General features: G+C 67.1%; 12 protein-coding genes and 1 pseudogene. 9 read left to right on the forward strand and 4 right to left on the reverse strand.

Annotated elements, in window-relative coordinates; translation table 11 throughout:
- The first annotated feature begins 8 nt into the window (after positions 1-8).
- Positions 9-2,987, forward strand: coding sequence for a formate dehydrogenase subunit alpha (fdhF, locus tag AB3X89_RS31710; RefSeq protein ID WP_368586790.1), 2,979 nt, complete (start codon positions 9-11; stop codon positions 2,985-2,987).
- A gap of 8 nt (positions 2,988-2,995) precedes the next feature.
- Positions 2,996-3,250, forward strand: coding sequence for a formate dehydrogenase subunit delta (locus AB3X89_RS31715; RefSeq protein WP_368586791.1), 255 nt, complete (start codon positions 2,996-2,998; stop codon positions 3,248-3,250).
- Between the two features lie 85 nt (positions 3,251-3,335).
- On the opposite strand, the gene AB3X89_RS31720 is transcribed toward AB3X89_RS31715, so the two are convergent.
- Positions 3,336-5,030, reverse strand: a complete 1,695-nt coding sequence (locus AB3X89_RS31720; RefSeq protein WP_368586792.1) for an FAD-dependent monooxygenase — start codon at positions 5,028-5,030, stop codon at positions 3,336-3,338.
- Between the two features lie 189 nt (positions 5,031-5,219).
- On the opposite strand from AB3X89_RS31720, the gene AB3X89_RS31725 reads away from it, so the two are divergent.
- Positions 5,220-7,067 carry a tetratricopeptide repeat protein gene (locus tag AB3X89_RS31725; RefSeq protein ID WP_368586793.1) on the forward strand — a complete coding sequence of 616 codons (1,848 nt, stop codon included), beginning with the start codon at positions 5,220-5,222 and terminating at the stop codon, positions 7,065-7,067.
- 81 nt (positions 7,068-7,148) lie between these two features.
- Here AB3X89_RS31725 and AB3X89_RS31730 read toward each other — a convergent pair whose 3' ends face one another.
- Positions 7,149-8,450, reverse strand: coding sequence for an MFS transporter (locus AB3X89_RS31730; RefSeq protein ID WP_368586794.1), 1,302 nt, complete (start codon positions 8,448-8,450; stop codon positions 7,149-7,151).
- 327 nt (positions 8,451-8,777) lie between these two features.
- On the opposite strand from AB3X89_RS31730, the gene AB3X89_RS31735 reads away from it, so the two are divergent.
- Together AB3X89_RS31735 and AB3X89_RS31740 are read left to right on the forward strand one after the other, a co-directional pair.
- Positions 8,778-9,302 (forward strand): N-acetyltransferase family protein, encoded by a 525-nt coding sequence (locus AB3X89_RS31735; protein WP_368586795.1) that lies wholly within the window; start codon positions 8,778-8,780, stop codon positions 9,300-9,302.
- Between the two features lie 175 nt (positions 9,303-9,477).
- Positions 9,478-10,455: a hypothetical protein gene (locus tag AB3X89_RS31740; RefSeq protein ID WP_368586796.1), complete on the forward strand. Its 978-nt coding sequence runs from the start codon at positions 9,478-9,480 to the stop codon at positions 10,453-10,455.
- A gap of 77 nt (positions 10,456-10,532) precedes the next feature.
- Here AB3X89_RS31740 and AB3X89_RS31745 read toward each other — a convergent pair whose 3' ends face one another.
- Both AB3X89_RS31745 and AB3X89_RS31750 read right to left on the reverse strand, forming a co-directional pair.
- Positions 10,533-11,984: a gamma-glutamyl-gamma-aminobutyrate hydrolase family protein gene (locus tag AB3X89_RS31745; RefSeq protein ID WP_368586797.1), complete on the reverse strand. Its 1,452-nt coding sequence runs from the start codon at positions 11,982-11,984 to the stop codon at positions 10,533-10,535.
- A 127-nt stretch (positions 11,985-12,111) separates the two neighbouring features.
- A complete protein-coding gene (locus AB3X89_RS31750) occupies positions 12,112-13,869 on the reverse strand; it encodes a cation:proton antiporter (protein WP_368586798.1) in 1,758 nt (585 codons plus the stop codon).
- Between the two features lie 208 nt (positions 13,870-14,077).
- Between AB3X89_RS31750 and AB3X89_RS31755 the strand changes: the two genes are divergently transcribed.
- The 4 genes and pseudogenes from AB3X89_RS31755 to AB3X89_RS31770 all read left to right on the forward strand — a co-directional run.
- A complete protein-coding gene (locus AB3X89_RS31755) occupies positions 14,078-15,457 on the forward strand; it encodes an amidase (RefSeq protein ID WP_368586799.1) in 1,380 nt (459 codons plus the stop codon).
- Between the two features lie 94 nt (positions 15,458-15,551).
- Entirely contained in the window at positions 15,552-16,061 is a 510-nt protein-coding gene (locus tag AB3X89_RS31760) for a disulfide bond formation protein B (protein ID WP_368586800.1), read from the forward strand.
- 321 nt (positions 16,062-16,382) lie between these two features.
- Complete coding sequence (gene xdhA, locus AB3X89_RS31765; RefSeq protein ID WP_368586801.1) at positions 16,383-17,921, forward strand: xanthine dehydrogenase small subunit; 1,539 nt, start codon at positions 16,383-16,385, stop codon at positions 17,919-17,921.
- Positions 17,921-18,233, forward strand: a pseudogene (locus tag AB3X89_RS31770) (xanthine dehydrogenase molybdopterin binding subunit); the annotation flags it as partial. The gene xdhA and the pseudogene AB3X89_RS31770, both read left to right, overlap by 1 nt.

The following is an 18,233-nucleotide window of genomic DNA, read 5'->3' on the forward strand; positions in this document are numbered from 1 at the left end:
AGTTCACTATGTCCGATCAGTTCAACTCCCGCTCCCTGAAGGAACTCCCCGAGGGGGGCGGCTGCGGCTCAGGCAACTGCGCGTGCAAGTCGCAAGCCATGGCACGCGCCGCCAACCCATTCGCCGACGACACCGACTACGGCACCCCCGCCCGTCACTCGGACGTCGACGTGACGCTCGAAATCGACGGCCAGGCGGTGACCGTACCCGCCGGCACGTCGGTGATGCGCGCGGCGGCCGAAGCCGGCGTCAACGTGCCGAAGCTGTGCGCGACCGATTCGCTCGAGCCGTTCGGCTCATGCCGTCTGTGTCTGGTCGAAATCGAAGGACGGCGCGGCTATCCGGCCTCGTGCACGACGCCGGTCGAAGCCGGCATGAAGGTGCGCACGCAGACCGACCGTCTGCAGACGCTGCGTCGCAACGTGATGGAACTGTACATCTCCGACCATCCGCTCGATTGCCTGACCTGCCCCGCCAACGGCGACTGCGAACTGCAGGACATGGCGGGCGTGACCGGCCTGCGCGAAGTGCGCTACGGCTTCGACGGCGAGAATCACCTGAAGGACAAGAAGGACGAATCGAATCCGTACTTCACGTACGACCCGTCGAAGTGCATCGTCTGCAATCGCTGCGTGCGCGCGTGCGAGGAAACCCAGGGCACGTTCGCGCTGACGATCACCGGACGCGGCTTCGAATCGCGCGTCGCGGCGAGCGAGAACCAGCCGTTCATGGAATCGGAGTGCGTGTCGTGCGGCGCGTGCGTGGCCGCGTGCCCGACCGCGACCCTTCAGGAAAAGACCGTCGTGATGCTCGGCCAGCCTGAGCACTCGGTCGTCACCACCTGCGCGTATTGCGGCGTCGGCTGCTCGTTCAAGGCCGAGATGAAAGGCAACCAGGTCGTGCGGATGGTGCCGCACAAGAACGGCCAGGCCAACGAAGGCCATGCGTGCGTGAAGGGCCGCTTCGCGTGGGGCTACGCGACGCACAAGGACCGCATCACCAAGCCGATGATCCGCGCGAAGATCACCGACCCGTGGCGCGAAGTCAGCTGGGACGAAGCAATCTCCTACGCGGCATCGGAGTTCCGCCGTATCCAGGCGAAGCATGGGCGCGATTCGATCGGCGGCATCACGTCGTCGCGCTGCACGAACGAAGAAACGTACCTCGTGCAGAAGCTCGTGCGCGCCGCATTCGGCAACAACAACGTCGACACCTGCGCGCGCGTCTGCCATTCGCCGACCGGCTACGGCCTGAAGACGACGATCGGCGAATCGGCCGGCACGCAGACGTTCGCATCGGTCGATAAGGCCGACGTGATCATGGTGATCGGCGCAAATCCGACCGACGGCCACCCGGTGTTCGGCTCGCGGCTGAAGCGCCGCGTGCGCGAGGGCGCGAAGCTGATCGTCGTCGATCCGCGCCGCATCGACATCGTCGATACGCCGCACGTGAAGGCGTCGCACCATCTGCAATTGCGGCCCGGCACCAACGTCGCGATCGTCAACGCGCTCGCGCATGTGATCGTCACCGAAGGCCTGCTCGACGAAGCGTTCATCGCCGAGCGCTGCGAAACGCGCGCGTTCGAGCAGTGGCGCGATTTCGTCGCGCTGCCTGAGAACTCGCCCGAAGCGACCGAAGCGGCAACCGGCGTGCCCGCACAACAAGTACGCGAAGCCGCCCGCATTTACGCGACCGGCGGCAACGCCGCGATCTACTACGGCCTGGGCGTCACCGAACACGCGCAAGGCTCGACGATGGTGATCGGCATCGCGAACCTCGCGATGGCGACCGGCAACATCGGCCGCGAAGGTGTCGGCGTGAATCCGCTGCGCGGCCAGAACAACGTGCAGGGCTCTTGCGACATGGGCTCGTTCCCGCACGAGCTGCCCGGCTATCGGCACATCGGCGATCCGCTCGTGCGCACGCAGTTCGAAAACGCCTGGAACGTCACGCTGCAACCGGAACCGGGCCTGCGCATTCCGAACATGTTCGACGCCGCGCTGCACGGCACCTTCAAGGGCCTGTACTGCCAGGGCGAGGACATCGTGCAGTCGGACCCGAACACGCATCATGTGGCGGCGGCGCTGTCGTCGATGGAATGCATCGTGGTGCAGGACATCTTCCTGAACGAGACCGCCAAGTACGCCCACGTGCTGCTGCCGGGCTCGTCGTTCCTCGAAAAGGACGGCACGTTCACCAACGCCGAGCGCCGCATCTCGCGCGTGCGCAAGGTGATGCCGCCGCTCGGCGGTTACGCGGACTGGGAAGTCACGCAGCTGCTGTCGCGCGCGCTCGGCTATGAGATGGACTACACGCATCCGTCCGAGATCATGGACGAAATCGCACGGCTCACGCCGACCTTCCACGGCGTGTCGTTCCAGAAGATCGACGAAATGGGCAGCATCCAGTGGCCGTGCAACGAGGACGCGCCCGACGGCACGCCGACGATGCACGTCGGTACCTTCGTGCGCGGCAAGGGCAGGTTCGTGATCACGAAGTTCATCGCATCGCCGGAGAAGGTCACGCGCAAGTATCCGCTGCTGCTGACGACCGGGCGCATCCTGACGCAGTACAACGTCGGCGCGCAGACGCGCCGCACCGACAACTCGCTCTGGCATGACGAAGACCGGCTCGAACTGCATCCGGACGATGCGGAGGAACGCGGGATCAAGACCGGCGACTGGGTCGGCATCGAATCGCGCGCGGGGCAGACCGTGTTGCGCGCGAAGGTGACGGAGCGGATGCAGCCGGGCGTCGTCTATACGACGTTCCACTTCCCCGAATCGGGCGCGAACGTGATCACGACCGACAGCTCCGACTGGGCGACCAACTGCCCCGAATACAAGGTGACCGCGGTGCAGGTGATGCCGGTCGAGCAGCCGTCGCAATGGCAGAAGGACTATTCGCGCTTCAGTAGCGAACAGCTCGAACTGCTCAAGCGGCGCGAGCAGGCCGATTCGGCCGCGGCCGTTACCGCGGGCAAGTGAGGCGAGCGATGGACAATCGGAATCTGATCGACATGGCGAACCGGATCGGCGACTTCTTCGAGTCGATGCCCGACCACGAGGAAGCGCTGAGCGGCGTCGCCGAACACATCCGCCGCTTCTGGGAGCCGCGCATGCGGCGCGCGCTGCTCGCAACGCTCGACGAAGCGCCGGACACCTATGACATCGCGCTAACGAACTTCACGCGCGAGGCGATCGTCAGGTATCGCGAGAAGTTGACGCCGGCCCAGGCGTCGGCGGCTTAGGCTCAGGCCATTTCCTCAACTACCCCACCGTGGCGCGGCGGCGCGATCCGCTGCCGCGCCCGCGCCGCGCAACAGGCGACCCTGATCACAGCGTCGCCTGCTCGTGGATCTCTCCCCCCACCGCAAACCACGCCTCGCAGTGCCGTACGAGACCGTGCAGGTCCGAGCCGGTGCGTCCGCGCGCGCTGATATAGCCGTCGGGCCGCACCAGATAAAACGACGGCCGCGTGCGCCCATACGATTCGGACAGCGCCGGGCCGCCGTCGCCGGTCGTATCGGTGACGCGCCAGATCCGCACCGCGTTCGGCAGCAGCCGCTCGACCTCGGCGGCGAGCTTTTCCAGCTCCGGGTCCGGCGGCGCCGCATGCTTCGCAGCCGGATCGAGCGGCGTGCCGTCGACGGGCAGCGGCGGCACCAGCAGAAACAGCGAGAAGAACGCCGGATCGTGCAGATCGAAAATGCAGCCGACGCCCGGCGCGCGCCCGAGCGGACCGTCGACAACATGCACAAGCGCATCCGGCGCGCGCTCGCCCGCGCGCGGGCCGCCGTCGAGCACGCGTTCGAGCGTGAGCGGACTGCGCCGGTACTGGATCGACAGCTCGCTGATCGTCGCGCGCGCGGCATCGCGCAGCGGGCCGAGCGCGGCCAGTACCGGCATCACGCGCTCGCGCAGCAGCTTCAGCGGACCGTGATCGGCCTCGGCCATCTGCGTGATGAACCCGGTCTGGCGCAGCACCTCGCGCTCGATCGGGTGCCGTTCGGCGTGGTACGTGTCGAGCAGGCGATCCGGCGCCGCGCCGCCGACCACGCGCGCGAGCTTCCAGCCGAGATTGAGCGCTTCCTGGATGCCGGTATTCATGCCTTGCGCGGCCGCGGGGCTGTGTACATGCGCGGCATCGCCGGCGAGGAAGATGCGGCCTACGCGCAGCCGATCGACCATCCGGCTGTTCACGTGGAAATACGCCGACCACGCGAGATCCGACACGTCGACGCGCTCGCGCACGCGCCGCGCGATCAGCGCCTTGCATTGTTCTAGCGACGGCGCTGCGGGTGTGGCCGGCGGCGCGGCGCTGCCGGACGGCTCGACCGCGTGATCGGCGATCAGTCGATGACGGCCGTGGCCCATCGGGAACAGCGCGACGAGACCGTCGCCCGACGCGAAGATATGGAATTCGTCGTCGGGCCAGTCGGTTTCCGCGTGCAGGTCGGCGAGCAGGAAGGTCTGCTCGAAGGTCTTGCCCTCGAAATTCAGCCCGAGGCGATGGCGAATCGAACTATGCGCGCCGTCGGCCGCGATCATATATGACGGGCGCATGCCTTCCGTCCGGCCGTCCGCGCGGCGCAAGGTCGCCTGAATGCTCGCTGAGCCCTGCATGAACGCCATCAGTTCGACGCCGCGCTCGACCTTCACGCCGAGCGTCGCAAGATGCTCGGTCAGAAGCCGCTCGGTCACCGACTGGTCGAGAAACAGCAGATAGGGATAGCGCGTGTGCAGCGCGTCAAAATCCAGCTGCGCAAGCCGCATGCCGTTCGAAAACAGATTCGCGACGCGCGCGCGATGGCCGAGTTCGAGAAACGGCTCGATCAGCCGATGCTGCTCGAGCAGCTCGAGCGTGCGTGCCTGAATGCCGATCGCGCGCGAATAAGGGTTCGGCTGCGGCGCCTTGTCGATCAGACGCACGGGGATGTGAGCACGCGCGAGACTCATCGCTGCGGCAAGTCCGGTGGGACCGGCCCCGACGATCAGCACCGGCGACGCGTCGTAGGCGGCAGCGTCCATGCGGAACTCCGGAGGCAACATTGCGTTCTAGTGTACGCCGCCGCTCTCGCGCACAGCGGTGCGCTGCATCAATCGCGGAGGGGACGCCCCGTCGCTCCAGAGGCGCCCGCGAGCCGCGCAAATCGGGGCCCCTTGCGCAAGTATGGGAAAATGCGGCCCAGTCTGATTGATCCGAATGCCCTCCCCGTCATGCAACCTGTATTTGACCGCGCGTTCGCGGCGCATCGTGACGGCCGCCTCGACGACGCCGAACGCGGCTACCGCGCCACGCTCGACCACGACCCCAGCCATGTCGATGCGCTGCATCTGCTCGGCGTGCTGCGCCACCAGCAGGGCCAGCACGCCGAAGCCGCGGCGCTCGTGAGGCGCGCGGTCGACCTGCGCCCCGAAGACGCGGCGCTGCAGCTGAACCTCGGCAATGCGCTGAAGGCGCTCGGCCAGATCGACGCCGCGATCGAGCAGTTCCGCAACGCGCTGACGCTCGCACCGACGTTCCCGATGGCGCACTACAACCTCGGCAACGCCTACGCGTCGCTGGGCCGTCACGAAGACGCCGCCGATGCGTTCGAACGCTCGCTGCGCCTGCAGCCGGACGACGCGTCGTCGCACAACAATCTCGGCAATGCGCTGCACGCGCTCGGGCGTCACGCGGACGCGATCGCGTCGTTCCGGCGCGCGCTCGAACTGCGCCCCGGTCACGCGGGCGCGCTGAACAACATGGGCATGTCGCTGAACGCGCTCGATCGGCCGCACGAGGCGGTGCCCTGCTTCGAGGCCGCGCTCGCTGCCGAGCCGCGCTTCGTCGCCGCGCACTTCAACCTCGCGAACACGTTCGATGCGACCGGCCGACATGCGCAGGCAGTCGCGTCATTCGAAGCGGCGCTGCGGCTGCAGCCGAACCTGCCGCCCGCGATCTACGGCATGGGCAACGCACTCGCGGCGCTCGGCCGGGCCGAACAGGCGTTGCCGTATCTGGAGCGCGCGGTCGGGCTCGATCCGCAATTCGCGCTCGCGTGGCTCGCGCTCGGCACCGCGCACCAGGCGCTCGGCGCGCACGCTGCCGCGGTGCGCGCGCTCGATCAGGCGTTGCGGCTGCGCCCCGACCTCGCGTCCGCGCATATGAACCGTGCGCTCGCGTGGCTCGCGATGCGCGACTTCGAGCGCGGTCTGCCCGAATACGAATGGCGGCTGCAAACCGTCGCGCAACCGGCGATCCAGACGCTGCCGCGCTGGCACGGCGAGCCGATCGACGAGTGCACGCTGCTGATCCATGCCGAACAGGGTTTCGGCGACACGCTGCAGTTCGTGCGCTTCGTGCCGCTCGCCACGCAACGCGCCGCGCGCGTCGTGCTCGAAGTGCAGCCGCAGCTGGTGCCGCTGCTCGCGCCCGTCGCGCAGGCATGGCGCGTCTCGCTGATCGCGCAGGGCCAGCCGCGTCCCGCCGCCGATCTGCAAATTCCGCTGCTGAGCCTGCCGCTCGCGCTCGGCACGCGCTACGACACGATCGAAGCACGCACGCCCTATCTGAGCGTGCCGCCGGCCTATCGCCGCAAATGGCGCGGCTCGCTCGGCGGTCAGGCGAAGCGCAAGATCGGGCTCGCCTGGTCTGGGCGCATCCAGCGCAACGAAACCCGCACGATGCCGCTCGCCGCGCTGGAGCCGCTGTTCGCGCTCCACGGCATCGACTGGATCGTGCTGCAGCCCGACCTGTCCGACGACGAACGCTCCGCGCTCGATGCGCATCCGCGCGCGGCCGCGATCCATCGCTTCGACCAACGCATCGGCGACTTTGCGGATACCGCGGCGATCGTCGAGCGGCTCGACGCGGTGGTGTCGATCGACACGTCGATCGCGCACCTCGCCGGCGCGCTGCGCAAGCCGCTGTGGCTGATGCTGCCGTTCGCCGCCGACTGGCGCTGGTTCGACGGCGACACGCGCAGCCCGTGGTATCCGGGCGCGACGCTGGTGCGTCAGCCGCGGCCGGGCGCGTGGGATCAAGTCGTCGAGGCGGTCGCCAAGGAATTGCGGCACGGCTAGCGACGGACCACGCGCCGCCAGCAAAAACAGAAAACCCCGCTTTCGCGGGGTTTTCTGTTCTCAGAACACGAAGCGAACCCGTCAGGCCGCCCGATACTGATTGCGCGACTCCGGCGTGCGATACAGGAACAGCGTCGCGAGCAGACCGCAGATCGCCGCCACGCCTAGAACCAGGCCCGGCGCCGCCTTGTTGTTGGTCACGTGGATCAGCAGCGTGGCGATGGCCGGCGTGAAGCCGCCGATCGTCGTCGCGAGACTGTACGCGAGCGAGAAGCCGGCGGTCCGCACTTCGACCGGCATCACTTCGGTCAGCGCGACGACCATCGCGCCGTTGTAGCTGCCGTACAGGAACGACAGCCACAGCTGCACGACCAACAGACGCGCGAACGACGGTTCGGCGACGAGCCATTGCAGCGCCGGATACGCGGTGAGGATCGTCAGGATCGTGAACGCAAGCAGCACCGGACGGCGGCCGATGCGATCCGACAACGCGCCGGACACCGGCAGCCAGATCAGATTCGAGATACCGACGCAGACGGTGACGACCAGTGCGTCGATCGCCGTCAGCTTCAGCACCTCCTTGCCAAAAGTCGGCGTATAAGCCGTGATCATGTAAAACGACACGGTCGTCATGACGACCATGCCCATGCCGCCCAGCACTACGGAATAGTTCGCGGCCATCGACTTCAGGATCTCGCCCATGCCCGGACGATGCTTGCGCGCCGCGAACTCCTCGGTCTCCTGCAGCGAGCGGCGGATGATGAACAGGAACGGCACGATCAGACAGCCGATCAGGAACGGCACGCGCCAGCCCCACGCGAACATCTGGTCGGCGGGCAGAATCTTGTTGAGCATCACGCCGATCAGCGCGGCGAATACCACCGCGACCTGCTGGCTGCCCGACTGCCACGAGCAATAAAAGCCCTTGTTGCCCTTCGTCGCGATCTCCGACAGATACACCGACACGCCGCCGAGCTCGGCGCCAGCCGAGAAACCTTGCAGCAGTCGCCCGAACAGCACGAGCACGGGCGCCACGAGCCCGATGGTCGCGTAGCCCGGTATCGTCGCGACCGTCAGCGTGCCGAGCGCCATCAGGCTCAGCGTGAGGATCAGGCCTTTGCGACGGCCGTGATGGTCGATGTAGGCGCCGAGCACGATCGCACCGAGTGGACGCATCAGGAAGCCCGCGCCGAACACGGACAGCGACAGCATCAGCGACGCGAAATCGCTGCCGCTCGGGAAGTAGGTCTTGGCGATCGCGGAAGCGTAATAGCCGTAGACCATGAAGTCGTACATCTCAAGAAAGTTGCCGCTGACGACGCGGAACACTGTCTTGACCTTGGATTCTTCGGTTTTGGAAGCGGCGTGGGTCGCGGTAGACATGACGGTCTCGGAGAGGCCCGCCGCCCAGTCGCACGGATCGACGCGGACGGTGACGAGCGGGCAGTTGGAACGATCCACTGCGATTGGCAAGCGGATCCCGCAGGCGGACACGCGGTTATCGATTTGCGAAGCGCGCCCGGGGGCGCCGCATTCTGCTGCCCACGGCGTTCATCCGGGATGAGGGTAAACGCTGAGCTTGATGCGGGGCCGATGCCACGTAATGTTACTGCTGATAAGGTCGACGCGAAACGCATACAGTTTGCTTACGCGCGACTCCGGCGGGCGGCGGTAGACTGTCCGCGCGAGGCCATTCAGTTGACTACTCCGATGCAAACCACCCCTGCTCTTTCCCTGCGCCCCGCCACGCTCGAGGACGCCGCGCTGATCGCGTCGATCCACAGCGCCAGCTGGCAGGCGACCTATCGCGGTCTGTTGCCCGACGCGTTCCTCGATGGCGAAGTCACGCGCGAGCGCGCCGCCTATTGGGAAGCGCGTCTCGGCGCGCCGGGCAGCGAGCGCCGCATCGTGCTGATCGCCGAGTTGGCCGGCGAGCCGATCGGCTTCGTGTGTGTCGAGCGACAGCCCGAGTCCGCATGGGGCGTGCTGCTCGACAACCTGCATGCACTGCCCGGTTATCAGGGCATTGGCGTCGGCAAAACGCTGATGCACGCAGCCGTTGACTGGACCCGCGCGCAAGGCGAGGCCCAGCTATATCTGTACGTGCTCGAGGGCAATACGGCGGCGATCGGCTTTTACGAGCGGCACGGCTGGCAGTTGGTCGGCGCAGAGCCCGACCATATGGGCGGCGTCGATATCACGGCGCTGCGCTACGTGTACCGGTTGAAGCCCTGAGCATCGAAGTCGAGTGTGCGTGCAGCCAGTGATGTCCCCGTTTTCGGAGTCATCTGAAGGTTGGACAAGGTAGTTTCGAGGCACGATTTTCTGTCGCCGATGGCTTCATCGGTCCCATACAGATTCCGTCACTGCCTCACCGGTCGTCCTTGTCACGAGGCACCGGAAGAAACCGATGACCAGCACGCCGCTCACCTCGATCGAAGGCGCATTCGCCCTTCCCCCTCTCCGTCCGCTCAATCAACTGTCCGAATCGTTCGGCCGCGATTGGGCGTTGCTGCCGGACACTCAGTGCTGGCGAGCCGGATTCGATTCGCTGTATGCCGCGCTGCTGCGCACCGTCTGCATCAGGGATCAGCCGTTGCTGTCGTATGGGCAGAGGGTGTCGATCGACGGCGCGCTGAGCGGCGTGAAACGTCCGGCCGAGGCGCCTGTCGCGGACGCCACGCAGCACGCCGCGGAAGCGGCGCATACGGCGACGGTGGCGCGTCCCGCTATGCAACGGAAGGTGCCTCAGGGTCCAATGCGTATTGCGCTCAAGGCCCGCTCGCCGCGAATCGCGCAGCGGCGCTCAGTGTGGAATCGACGTACGGTCGCGGCGAGTGCCGGGGTAATCGGCTGTGTCGCGGCGCTAGTGTGGTGGATCGTCGATCAGCCTCTGCCGCCGCAGCACATCGCATCTGGCATGCTGAAGTCGGCGCAAGCTTTGATGCCGCGTCGTGATGCGCCGGTGATTGCCGAGGCCGTCACAGCGGCGCCTTTGCTTCCACCATTACCTGTCGACGTGGCCGCCGCCCCCGCGCGCATAGCGGCATTGCCTGAGCGCACCACCACGCGACATGTGCGCACGCCGCGTGATGCGATTCACTCGTCACCTGCGCATCGTGCACGTCGTGCGCTTCACGCACAAACGCATCCGCTTTCGGTAAATCGCCATGCCGCGAATGAGTCATCGCATGAAGCGCGCGTTCGAACCCGGTTCGGCGAGGACGAATACGCTGATGTGACGACCTTGGCGATGATGTCTTCACGCGACGCCGCGACGCTGCCGCGCTCCACCGTGTCGAACAATCGGCCGGCGGACAGCACCGAGTGGATGAATCACATATCGCAGAGACGCGTCACCGAAATCCCGGAACAATTCGCGCAATGATCGCCGCCTGCCACATAGCGTGGCAGTGCGTCAGATGGATGGGATGGCCCCGTCGGGCCAACGCGAACCCGCCCTGCTTAAAACCGCGTCTCCCGCGCGACCCGCAGGAACGTATCGAGCAGCGGCGTGCAATCGAGCAGCTCCGGCCCGCCCGCGCGATGAAACTCCGGATGCCACTGCACACCCATCACGAACGGCGCGCGCCGATAGCGCACGGCCTCGATGATGCCGTCCGACGCCGACACCGCCTCGATATTCAGATCGCGGCCCAGCGTCTTCACCGCCTGATGGTGGATCGAGTTGACGATCGCGTCGCGGCGGCCGGGGAACATGTTCAGCAGCGTCGAGCCATCGGGAAAATGCACGCCGTGCCGGTGCTGATCGTAGTTCTCGTTGACGTGGGCGTTCGCGGTAGGCACATCGGTCGCGATGTCCTGATACAGCGTGCCGCCGAACGCGACGTTGATCAGTTGGCAACCGCGGCACACGCCGAGCACCGGCTTGCCCGATTCGACGAACTCGTGCAGCAGTTCGAGCTCGTACATGTCGCGCACGCGGTCACCGGGCCATTCGTGGCTCGTCGCAGTTTCCGCATAGGTCTGCGGCGACACGTCGGCGCCGCCTTGCAGCAGCAGGCCGTCGAGATGCTTCGCGTAGTCGCGCAGACGGATGTTGCTCGGGTGCAGCATGCCCTGATGACCGACGGTCGGGATCATGAACACCAGCACGTCGCGCGACATCACCCAGTGCGCGATCGACTCCTCCAGATACTGCAGCGTCTTGCCGCGCAAGCCCTTCGCGCCCGGTTCCGGGTGGAAGATGCGCGCCGACACGCCGATGCGCAGCGTGCGCTGCGTGATCCGCTGTCCCGCGCGATCGAACAGCTGCCGCGCGCGCGCCGCGATGATACGGCCGAACACACTCCACGCCGAATCGCTCTGCTTCAGATAACGCGGCGGCGACGGCGGAAGCGCATTGGGCGGCGGCGGATTGGTGGCGCTGAAATCGGGTGCCGCGCCGAATCCGGGCGGCGGCGAGCCGGGCGCCCGCGCCGCGGGCGCGGCGGCTTCCTCGGTGGCGATTTCGCCGTCGGTGGCGACGTCCGCGGCGCTGAGGCCGCCACCCACTCGGGGCGCGCCGGCGGCTGGCGTCGGTTTGACGGCTGGCTCGGGTTTCACCGGGGTCGCGCCGCCGGCATGCTTACCGGCGCGCCGCGCTTCGCGCTCGTGCACCGCGGCTTCCTGGCGCGCGGTCGATTCGGCGGCGGCGCTGCGTGCCTCCACCGCGTCGCGCAGCCGCGCCGTGCGCGGATCTTCGCGAGTGACTGACGATGCGCTGATCGGATCGTCGGTCGACGACCGCGCGGTCGCCTCCTCGGCGGCCGGGCTCGTATCTTTGGCGGCCGACTGGGTGGCATCTTCATGCGACGGAGGAAGCGAGGGGGCCGGTGCCGCCGGCGTGCCGCTCGGCGCGGGCGAGCTCGGCTGTGGACTGCCGGTCGTGCCGGCGTTTTCGGGTTTGTCGCTCATGACTGTCGGACGGGCGCCTTCCGCGCGAACGAATGAATATGCCCTGATTATCCGTCAGTGCAGCAGGCCCGGCAAACCCGCAAACAATTACTCACATTGTTGCGAGGCCTTACACAAACCCTCTGAATCAAGGGTCTGGCCGCTCGTCGAAAGTCTCCCGCAACGCGATCTGCATCGACGCGTGAATCTTCACGCACCATCGCCACACGAGCGTGAGCAGCAGCGCGGCGCACACGAGCACCGCGACGAGCAGGCCCGTCGGCGGCAGGATGCTGCCAGACAACGCCGCCACCAGCAGAAACACGCCGATCATCGACACAATCGGCACGAGATCGGCGATCGCGTGACGCAACGCGCTGGTGAAGCGCCCTGCGGTAGTCTGCTGCACGCTGACTTCGGCGAGCAGCAGCGCGAGCGACTTGGTCTTGCGATACACGGCCACGAGGAACGGCAGCGACACCAGCAGCGCGACACTCCACTGCACGACGCGTTGCAAGGGCTCCTCGTCGAGCCAGTGCGCGAGCAGCCGGCCGCTATGCGGCGCGCTATACGACACGACGAGGAAAATCGCCGCGACGAGCGCGAGATTCACCGCGATCTGCAATACGATGCGCCGCGTCATGCTGATCAGCGTCGGCTCGCCGCGCGCCGCGATCAAACTGCGCAGCCATTGCCCGTACATGCCGAACGCGTTGGATAAGGTGGCGGGCATCGCGTTGGCGATGCGACGCGTCAGCGGATCGGCGACGCGGATCAGATAGGGTGTCGTCAGCGTGGTCAACGCCGACACGGCGACCGCGATCGGATACAGAAACCCGCTCGTCACCTTCAACGTCAAGCCGAGCGTCGCGATGATGAACGAGAACTCGCCGATCTGCGACACGGTCATGCCGACGCGCATCGACGTGCGCCCGTCCTGCCCCGACAGAAACGCGCCGAGCCCGCACGACACGATCTTGCCGACGATCACCGCGAGCGTGATCACGGCGATCGGCCATCCATAGTCGAGTATCACGGCCGGGTTCAGCATCAGTCCGATCGTCACGAAGAAGATCGCGGAAAACGCGTCGCGCAGCGGCGCGATCAGATGCTCGATCCGATGCAGATGGCGCGACTCCGCCATGATCGCGCCGATCAGAAACGCGCCGAGCGCGATGCTGTAATCGAGCTTGACGACCAGCAGACAGAAGCCGAAGCAGAAGCCGAGCACGGACACCAGCATCATCTCGCTGCTGCCGGTGCGCGCGACGTAGTTCAGCGCGCGCGGCACGAGCAGCACGCCGACCAGCAGCGACACCGTCATGAACAGCAGCAGCTTGCCGAGCGTGACGGCCGCGAGCCCGGCCGACAACTGCCCGGTCTGCGCGATGCCGGTCAGCAGCACGAGCATCGCGATGCCGAGAATGTCCTCGACGATCAGAATGCCGAACACGAGTTGGGCGAAGCTTTCGCGTTTAAGTCCGAGGTCGGACAGTGCCTTCACGATGATCGTCGTCGACGAGATCGCGAGGATTGCGCCGAGGAACAGCGAATCCATCGGGCTCCAGCCGAATGCATTGCCGATCGCGTAGCCGATCCACAGCATCAGCACGATCTCGGACAGCGCGGCGACGATCGCGGTCGCGCCGACCTTGAACAGCTTGCGCAGGCTGAATTCGAGGCCCAGCGAAAACATCAGGAACACGACGCCCAGCTCGCCGAGCGTCTGAATCGTCTGTTCGTCATGGATCAGCTGGAACGGCGGCGTGTACGGTCCGATGATCACGCCGGCCACGATATAGCCGAGCACCACCGGCTGCTTCAGGCGATGGAACAGCACGGTGACGACGCCCGCCAGCGCCATCACGACGGCCAGATCCTGGATGAAGCCAATGCCATGGTGCATGAGCGCTTTCCTTACAAACGGTAATCTCGGAAGGCGCAGTGTAACAAACGGGCCGGCGATGTTTTTGGCGAATTCGCGCGCCGCGCCGGCCCTAGCAGGCCGCTCGGCCGCAAAACCTTGCTCTACAATGCGGACGGACCTTTCCGTTGGCTCGACACCGCCCCGCTCACGCGCCCGAGCCGCGCTCAACCGGATCTCTACCGACATCATGGCCACTGACTTCCCCCCGTTCCCGCCGCTTGCCCAGCTCGCCGCCGATCTCGCCGCCGGCCGCACCACCAGCCGTGCGCTCGTCGAAACCGCGCTCGAGCGAATCGCCGATCCTGCCGGCCAGGGCGCCGCCGTCTTCATGCACGTCGACGCCGATGCCGCGCGCGCCGCCGCCGACGCGCACGACCGCCTGCGCGCGGCCGGCACCGTGCTGTCGCCGCTCGCCGGGATTCCGGTATCGGTCAAGGACCTGTTCGACATCGAAGGCCAGCGGACCCGCGCGGGTTCGGTCGTGCTCGCCGATGCGCCACCCGCGAAAGCCGACGCGGTCGCGGTTGCGCGGCTGAAGCGGGCCGGCGCGGTGATCGTCGGGCGCACCAACATGAGCGAGTTCGCGTTTTCCGGGCTCGGACTGAATCCGCACTACGGCCATCCGTTGTCGCCGTACCGGCGCGGGGTGAAGGGCGACGAGCGGGTTTCGGGCGGCTCGTCGTCGGGCGCGGCGGCGTCGGTCGCCGACGGGATGGCCGCGGTCGCGCTCGGCACCGACACCGGCGGCTCGATCCGCATTCCGGCCGCGCTGTGCGGGCTGACCGGCTTCAAGCCGACCGCCGCGCGCATCCCGAAGCAAGGCGGCGTGCCGCTGTCGTCGACGCTCGATTCGTTCGGACCGATCGGCGTATCGGTCGCCTGCTGCGCGCTGGTCGACCGGATGCTCGCCGGGCTCGAGCCGCGCATCCCGGCCGCGCGGTCGCTCGAAGGCGTGCGCCTCGGCGTGCTGACCAATTTCGTGACCGACGGCGTCGAGCCCGAAGTCGCGCGCGCGATCGATACCGCGCTCAAGCATCTGGAGGCGGCTGGCGCGATCGTCAGCGAGGTACGCTTCGCCCCGCTCGACCGCCTGCCGGAAATCAACCGCTTCGGCTTTTCGCCGATCGAGGCGTATGCGTGGCATCGCACGCTGCTCGACAAGCATCGCGAGCAGTACGACCCGCGCGTGCTCGTGCGCATCATGAAAGGACAGCCGGCCACCGCGGTCGACTATCTGGACCTGCTCGCCGAGCGCGCCGCGATGCTCGACGAAGCCGCGCGCACGCTGTGGCAGCGTTTCGATGCGGTCGTCGCGCCCGCAGTGCCGGTCGTGCCGCCACGCCTCGCCGACCTGCTGCACGACGACGACACGTTCGGCCACACTAACGCGCTGATCCTGCGCAACCCGAGCGCGTTCAACTTCCTCGATAGCTGCGCGCTGTCGCTGCCGTGCCATCTGCGCGGCGACGCGCCGGTCGGCCTGATGCTGGCGGGCGCGCCGCACGCCGACGACGCGCTGCTCGCAATCGGCCGCGCGGCCGAGGCGGTGTTGAACGCGATCCGTTAAAGCGCGGCAAACGTCAGGCGATAAGCGGCGCGAAAGGCGTTCGCGCTAGAATCGCCGGCACCCGCTCTATCGTCTCCAGACCAATCGAAGATCCATGACTAACGACTCCGCGATGCTGCGCCGCGAGCGCACCCTGCTGAATCTGCTCGGCCTGATCTGTCTCGCCCTCGTAGGCGGTGCGCTGTACCTGCAGTTCGGCCTGCGCGAAGACCCGTGCCCGCTGTGCATCATCCAGCGCTATTTCTTTCTGCTGATCGCGATCTTCGCGTTCCTCGGCGCGCGCTTCAAGAACTGGCGCGGCGTGCGCCTGCTCGAAGTGATGGCTGCGCTGTCGGCGCTCGCCGGCATCGCCACCGCCGCGCGCCACGTGTATATCCAGGCGAATCCTGGCTTCAGCTGCGGCTTCGACGCGCTGCAGCCGATCGTCGACAGCCTGCCGCCCGCCCACTGGCTGCCGAGCGTGTTCAAGGTGGCGGGCCTGTGCGAAACCGCGTATCCGCCGATTCTCGGGCTCACGCTGCCGATGTGGTCGGGGGTCGCGTTTATCGTCGCGTTCGCCGCGCTGATGCTGAGCCTGGTGCGCAATCGCCATCGGGTGTCCTGACGACCGATCCGCATTGCCAATGACGCCGGACTTCGTGTCGCCCATGCTCGGGCCACCGAAGTCCGGCGTTTTTTTCTGCGTGATGTTCACCGATCGCGCACCATTGTGGTCGCCCGCCGCCCCGCGCGCGCAACTTCTCGCTGCCGCGCGAATCGTACCAGGATCATGATCGCCGCCGCATGAGCTTCATGCGACGCGGGAAATATTTTCGGGCCGGCGTAGTGCTATCTTCGGGTATGGATGGCGATCTACGTGCGCGAGGCCGGCTTTTGCGACCCCATGCGTAACGCGCGCCCGGTCCGCACTGTCTTCCGATTCGCCATGACAACGCAAACCATCCGCTTCTATCACCAGGGGTCCGTCCGCGAGGTCGCGGGCGTTCCGGCGACGCGCACCGTGCTGCAGCACCTGCGCGAGGACTTACGCTGCACCGGCACCAAGGAAGGCTGCGCGGAAGGCGACTGCGGCGCGTGCACGGTCGTGATCGGCGAACTCGACGCGCGCGGCGAACTCGCGCTGAAGGCGATCAACGCCTGCATCCAGTTCCTGCCGACGCTCGACGGCCGCGCCCTCTTCACCGTCGAAGACCTGCGCGCCGCGAACGGCGCGCTGCATCCGGTGCAGCAGGCGCTAGTCGACTGTCACGGTTCGCAATGCGGCTTCTGCACGCCCGGCTTCGTGATGTCGATGTGGGCGCTCTACGAAAACCAGCCCGCCAGCGCCGGCCTGCCGACCCGCGACGAAATCGACGCCGCGCTGTCCGGCAATCTGTGCCGCTGCACCGGCTACCGGCCGATCATCGATGCCGCGCAGAAGATGTTCGACTACGCGCAGCATCCGCGCGTCTCGCTCGATCGCGATGCGATCGCCGCCACGCTGCGCACGCTGCAACGCAAAGACACGTTCGAATACAGCGCGCCCGACAGCCGTGGCGCCACATTCGGCTCACCCACCTTCCACGCCCCGCTCACGCCCGACGCGTTCGCGACGCTGCGCGCGCAGCATCCGGACGCGCGCATCGTCGCGGGCAGCACCGACGTCGGCTTGTGGGTCACCAAGCAGTTTCGCGATCTCGGCGACCTGCTGTACATCGGCAACGTCGCCGAGTTGAAAACGATCGCGCGCGACGCGCAAACGCTGACCATCGGCGCGGCGGTCTCGCTCGAAGACGCGTACGCGGCGCTCACCGCCGACTATCCCGAGCTCGCCGAACTATGGACCCGCTTCGCATCGCTGCCGATCCGCAATGCGGGCACGCTCGGTGGCAACGTCGCGAACGGCTCGCCGATCGGCGATTCGATGCCGGCACTGCTCGCGCTCGGCGCCGAGGTCGAGCTGCGCCGCGATCGCACGACCCGCACGCTGCCGCTCGATGCGTTCTACCTCGGCTATCAGAAGACCGCGCTCGCGGCCGGTGAATTCGTCAGCGCGCTGCGCGTGCCGCGTCCGGCCGGCGCACTGCGGTTTCGCACCTATAAGGTGGCGAAGCGTTACGACCAGGACATCTCGGCGGTGTGCGCGGCGTTTGCGTTGCACGTCGCGCAAGACGGCACGATCCGCGCGGCCCGCGTCGCGTTCGGCGGCATGGCGGCGACACCGAAGCGCGCCGCGCATGCCGAAGCCGTGCTCGACGGCGCGGCGTGGAACGATGAGACGGCCCGCCGCGCGATGGACGCGCTCGCCGCCGATTACCAGCCGCTCACCGACATGCGCGCGTCGAGCGCGTATCGGCTGAAGGTCGCGCGCAATCTGCTGTGGCGCTTCTACCTCGAAACGCGCGACGACGCGCCGCTCGCGCTGTGCGACGTCAACGCGTTCGCGTTCGAGCCCGACGCAACCGTCGCGAAGGAGTCGCCGTGATGAACCGCACCGATGCCTTTATCGAACGCGCGGGTGAGCGTGCCGAGCATCGCGACGACGCGTCGATCGGCGTGCCGCTACCGCACGAATCCGCCGCGCTGCACGTGAGCGGCGAAGCGACTTACACCGACGATATCGCCGAGCTGCACGGCACGCTGCACGCGGCGCTCGGCCTGTCGCGCCATGCGCATGCGCGGATCGTGTCGATAGATCTCGACGCGGTCAGAAACGCGCCCGGCGTGATCGCGGTGCTGAGCGCCGACGACATCCCCGGCGAAAATAATTGCGGCCCGGTGCTGCACGACGACCCGA

Source organism: Paraburkholderia sp. BR14320 (assembly GCF_040948665.1).
Classification (GTDB): Bacteria; Pseudomonadota; Gammaproteobacteria; order Burkholderiales; family Burkholderiaceae; genus Paraburkholderia; species Paraburkholderia youngii.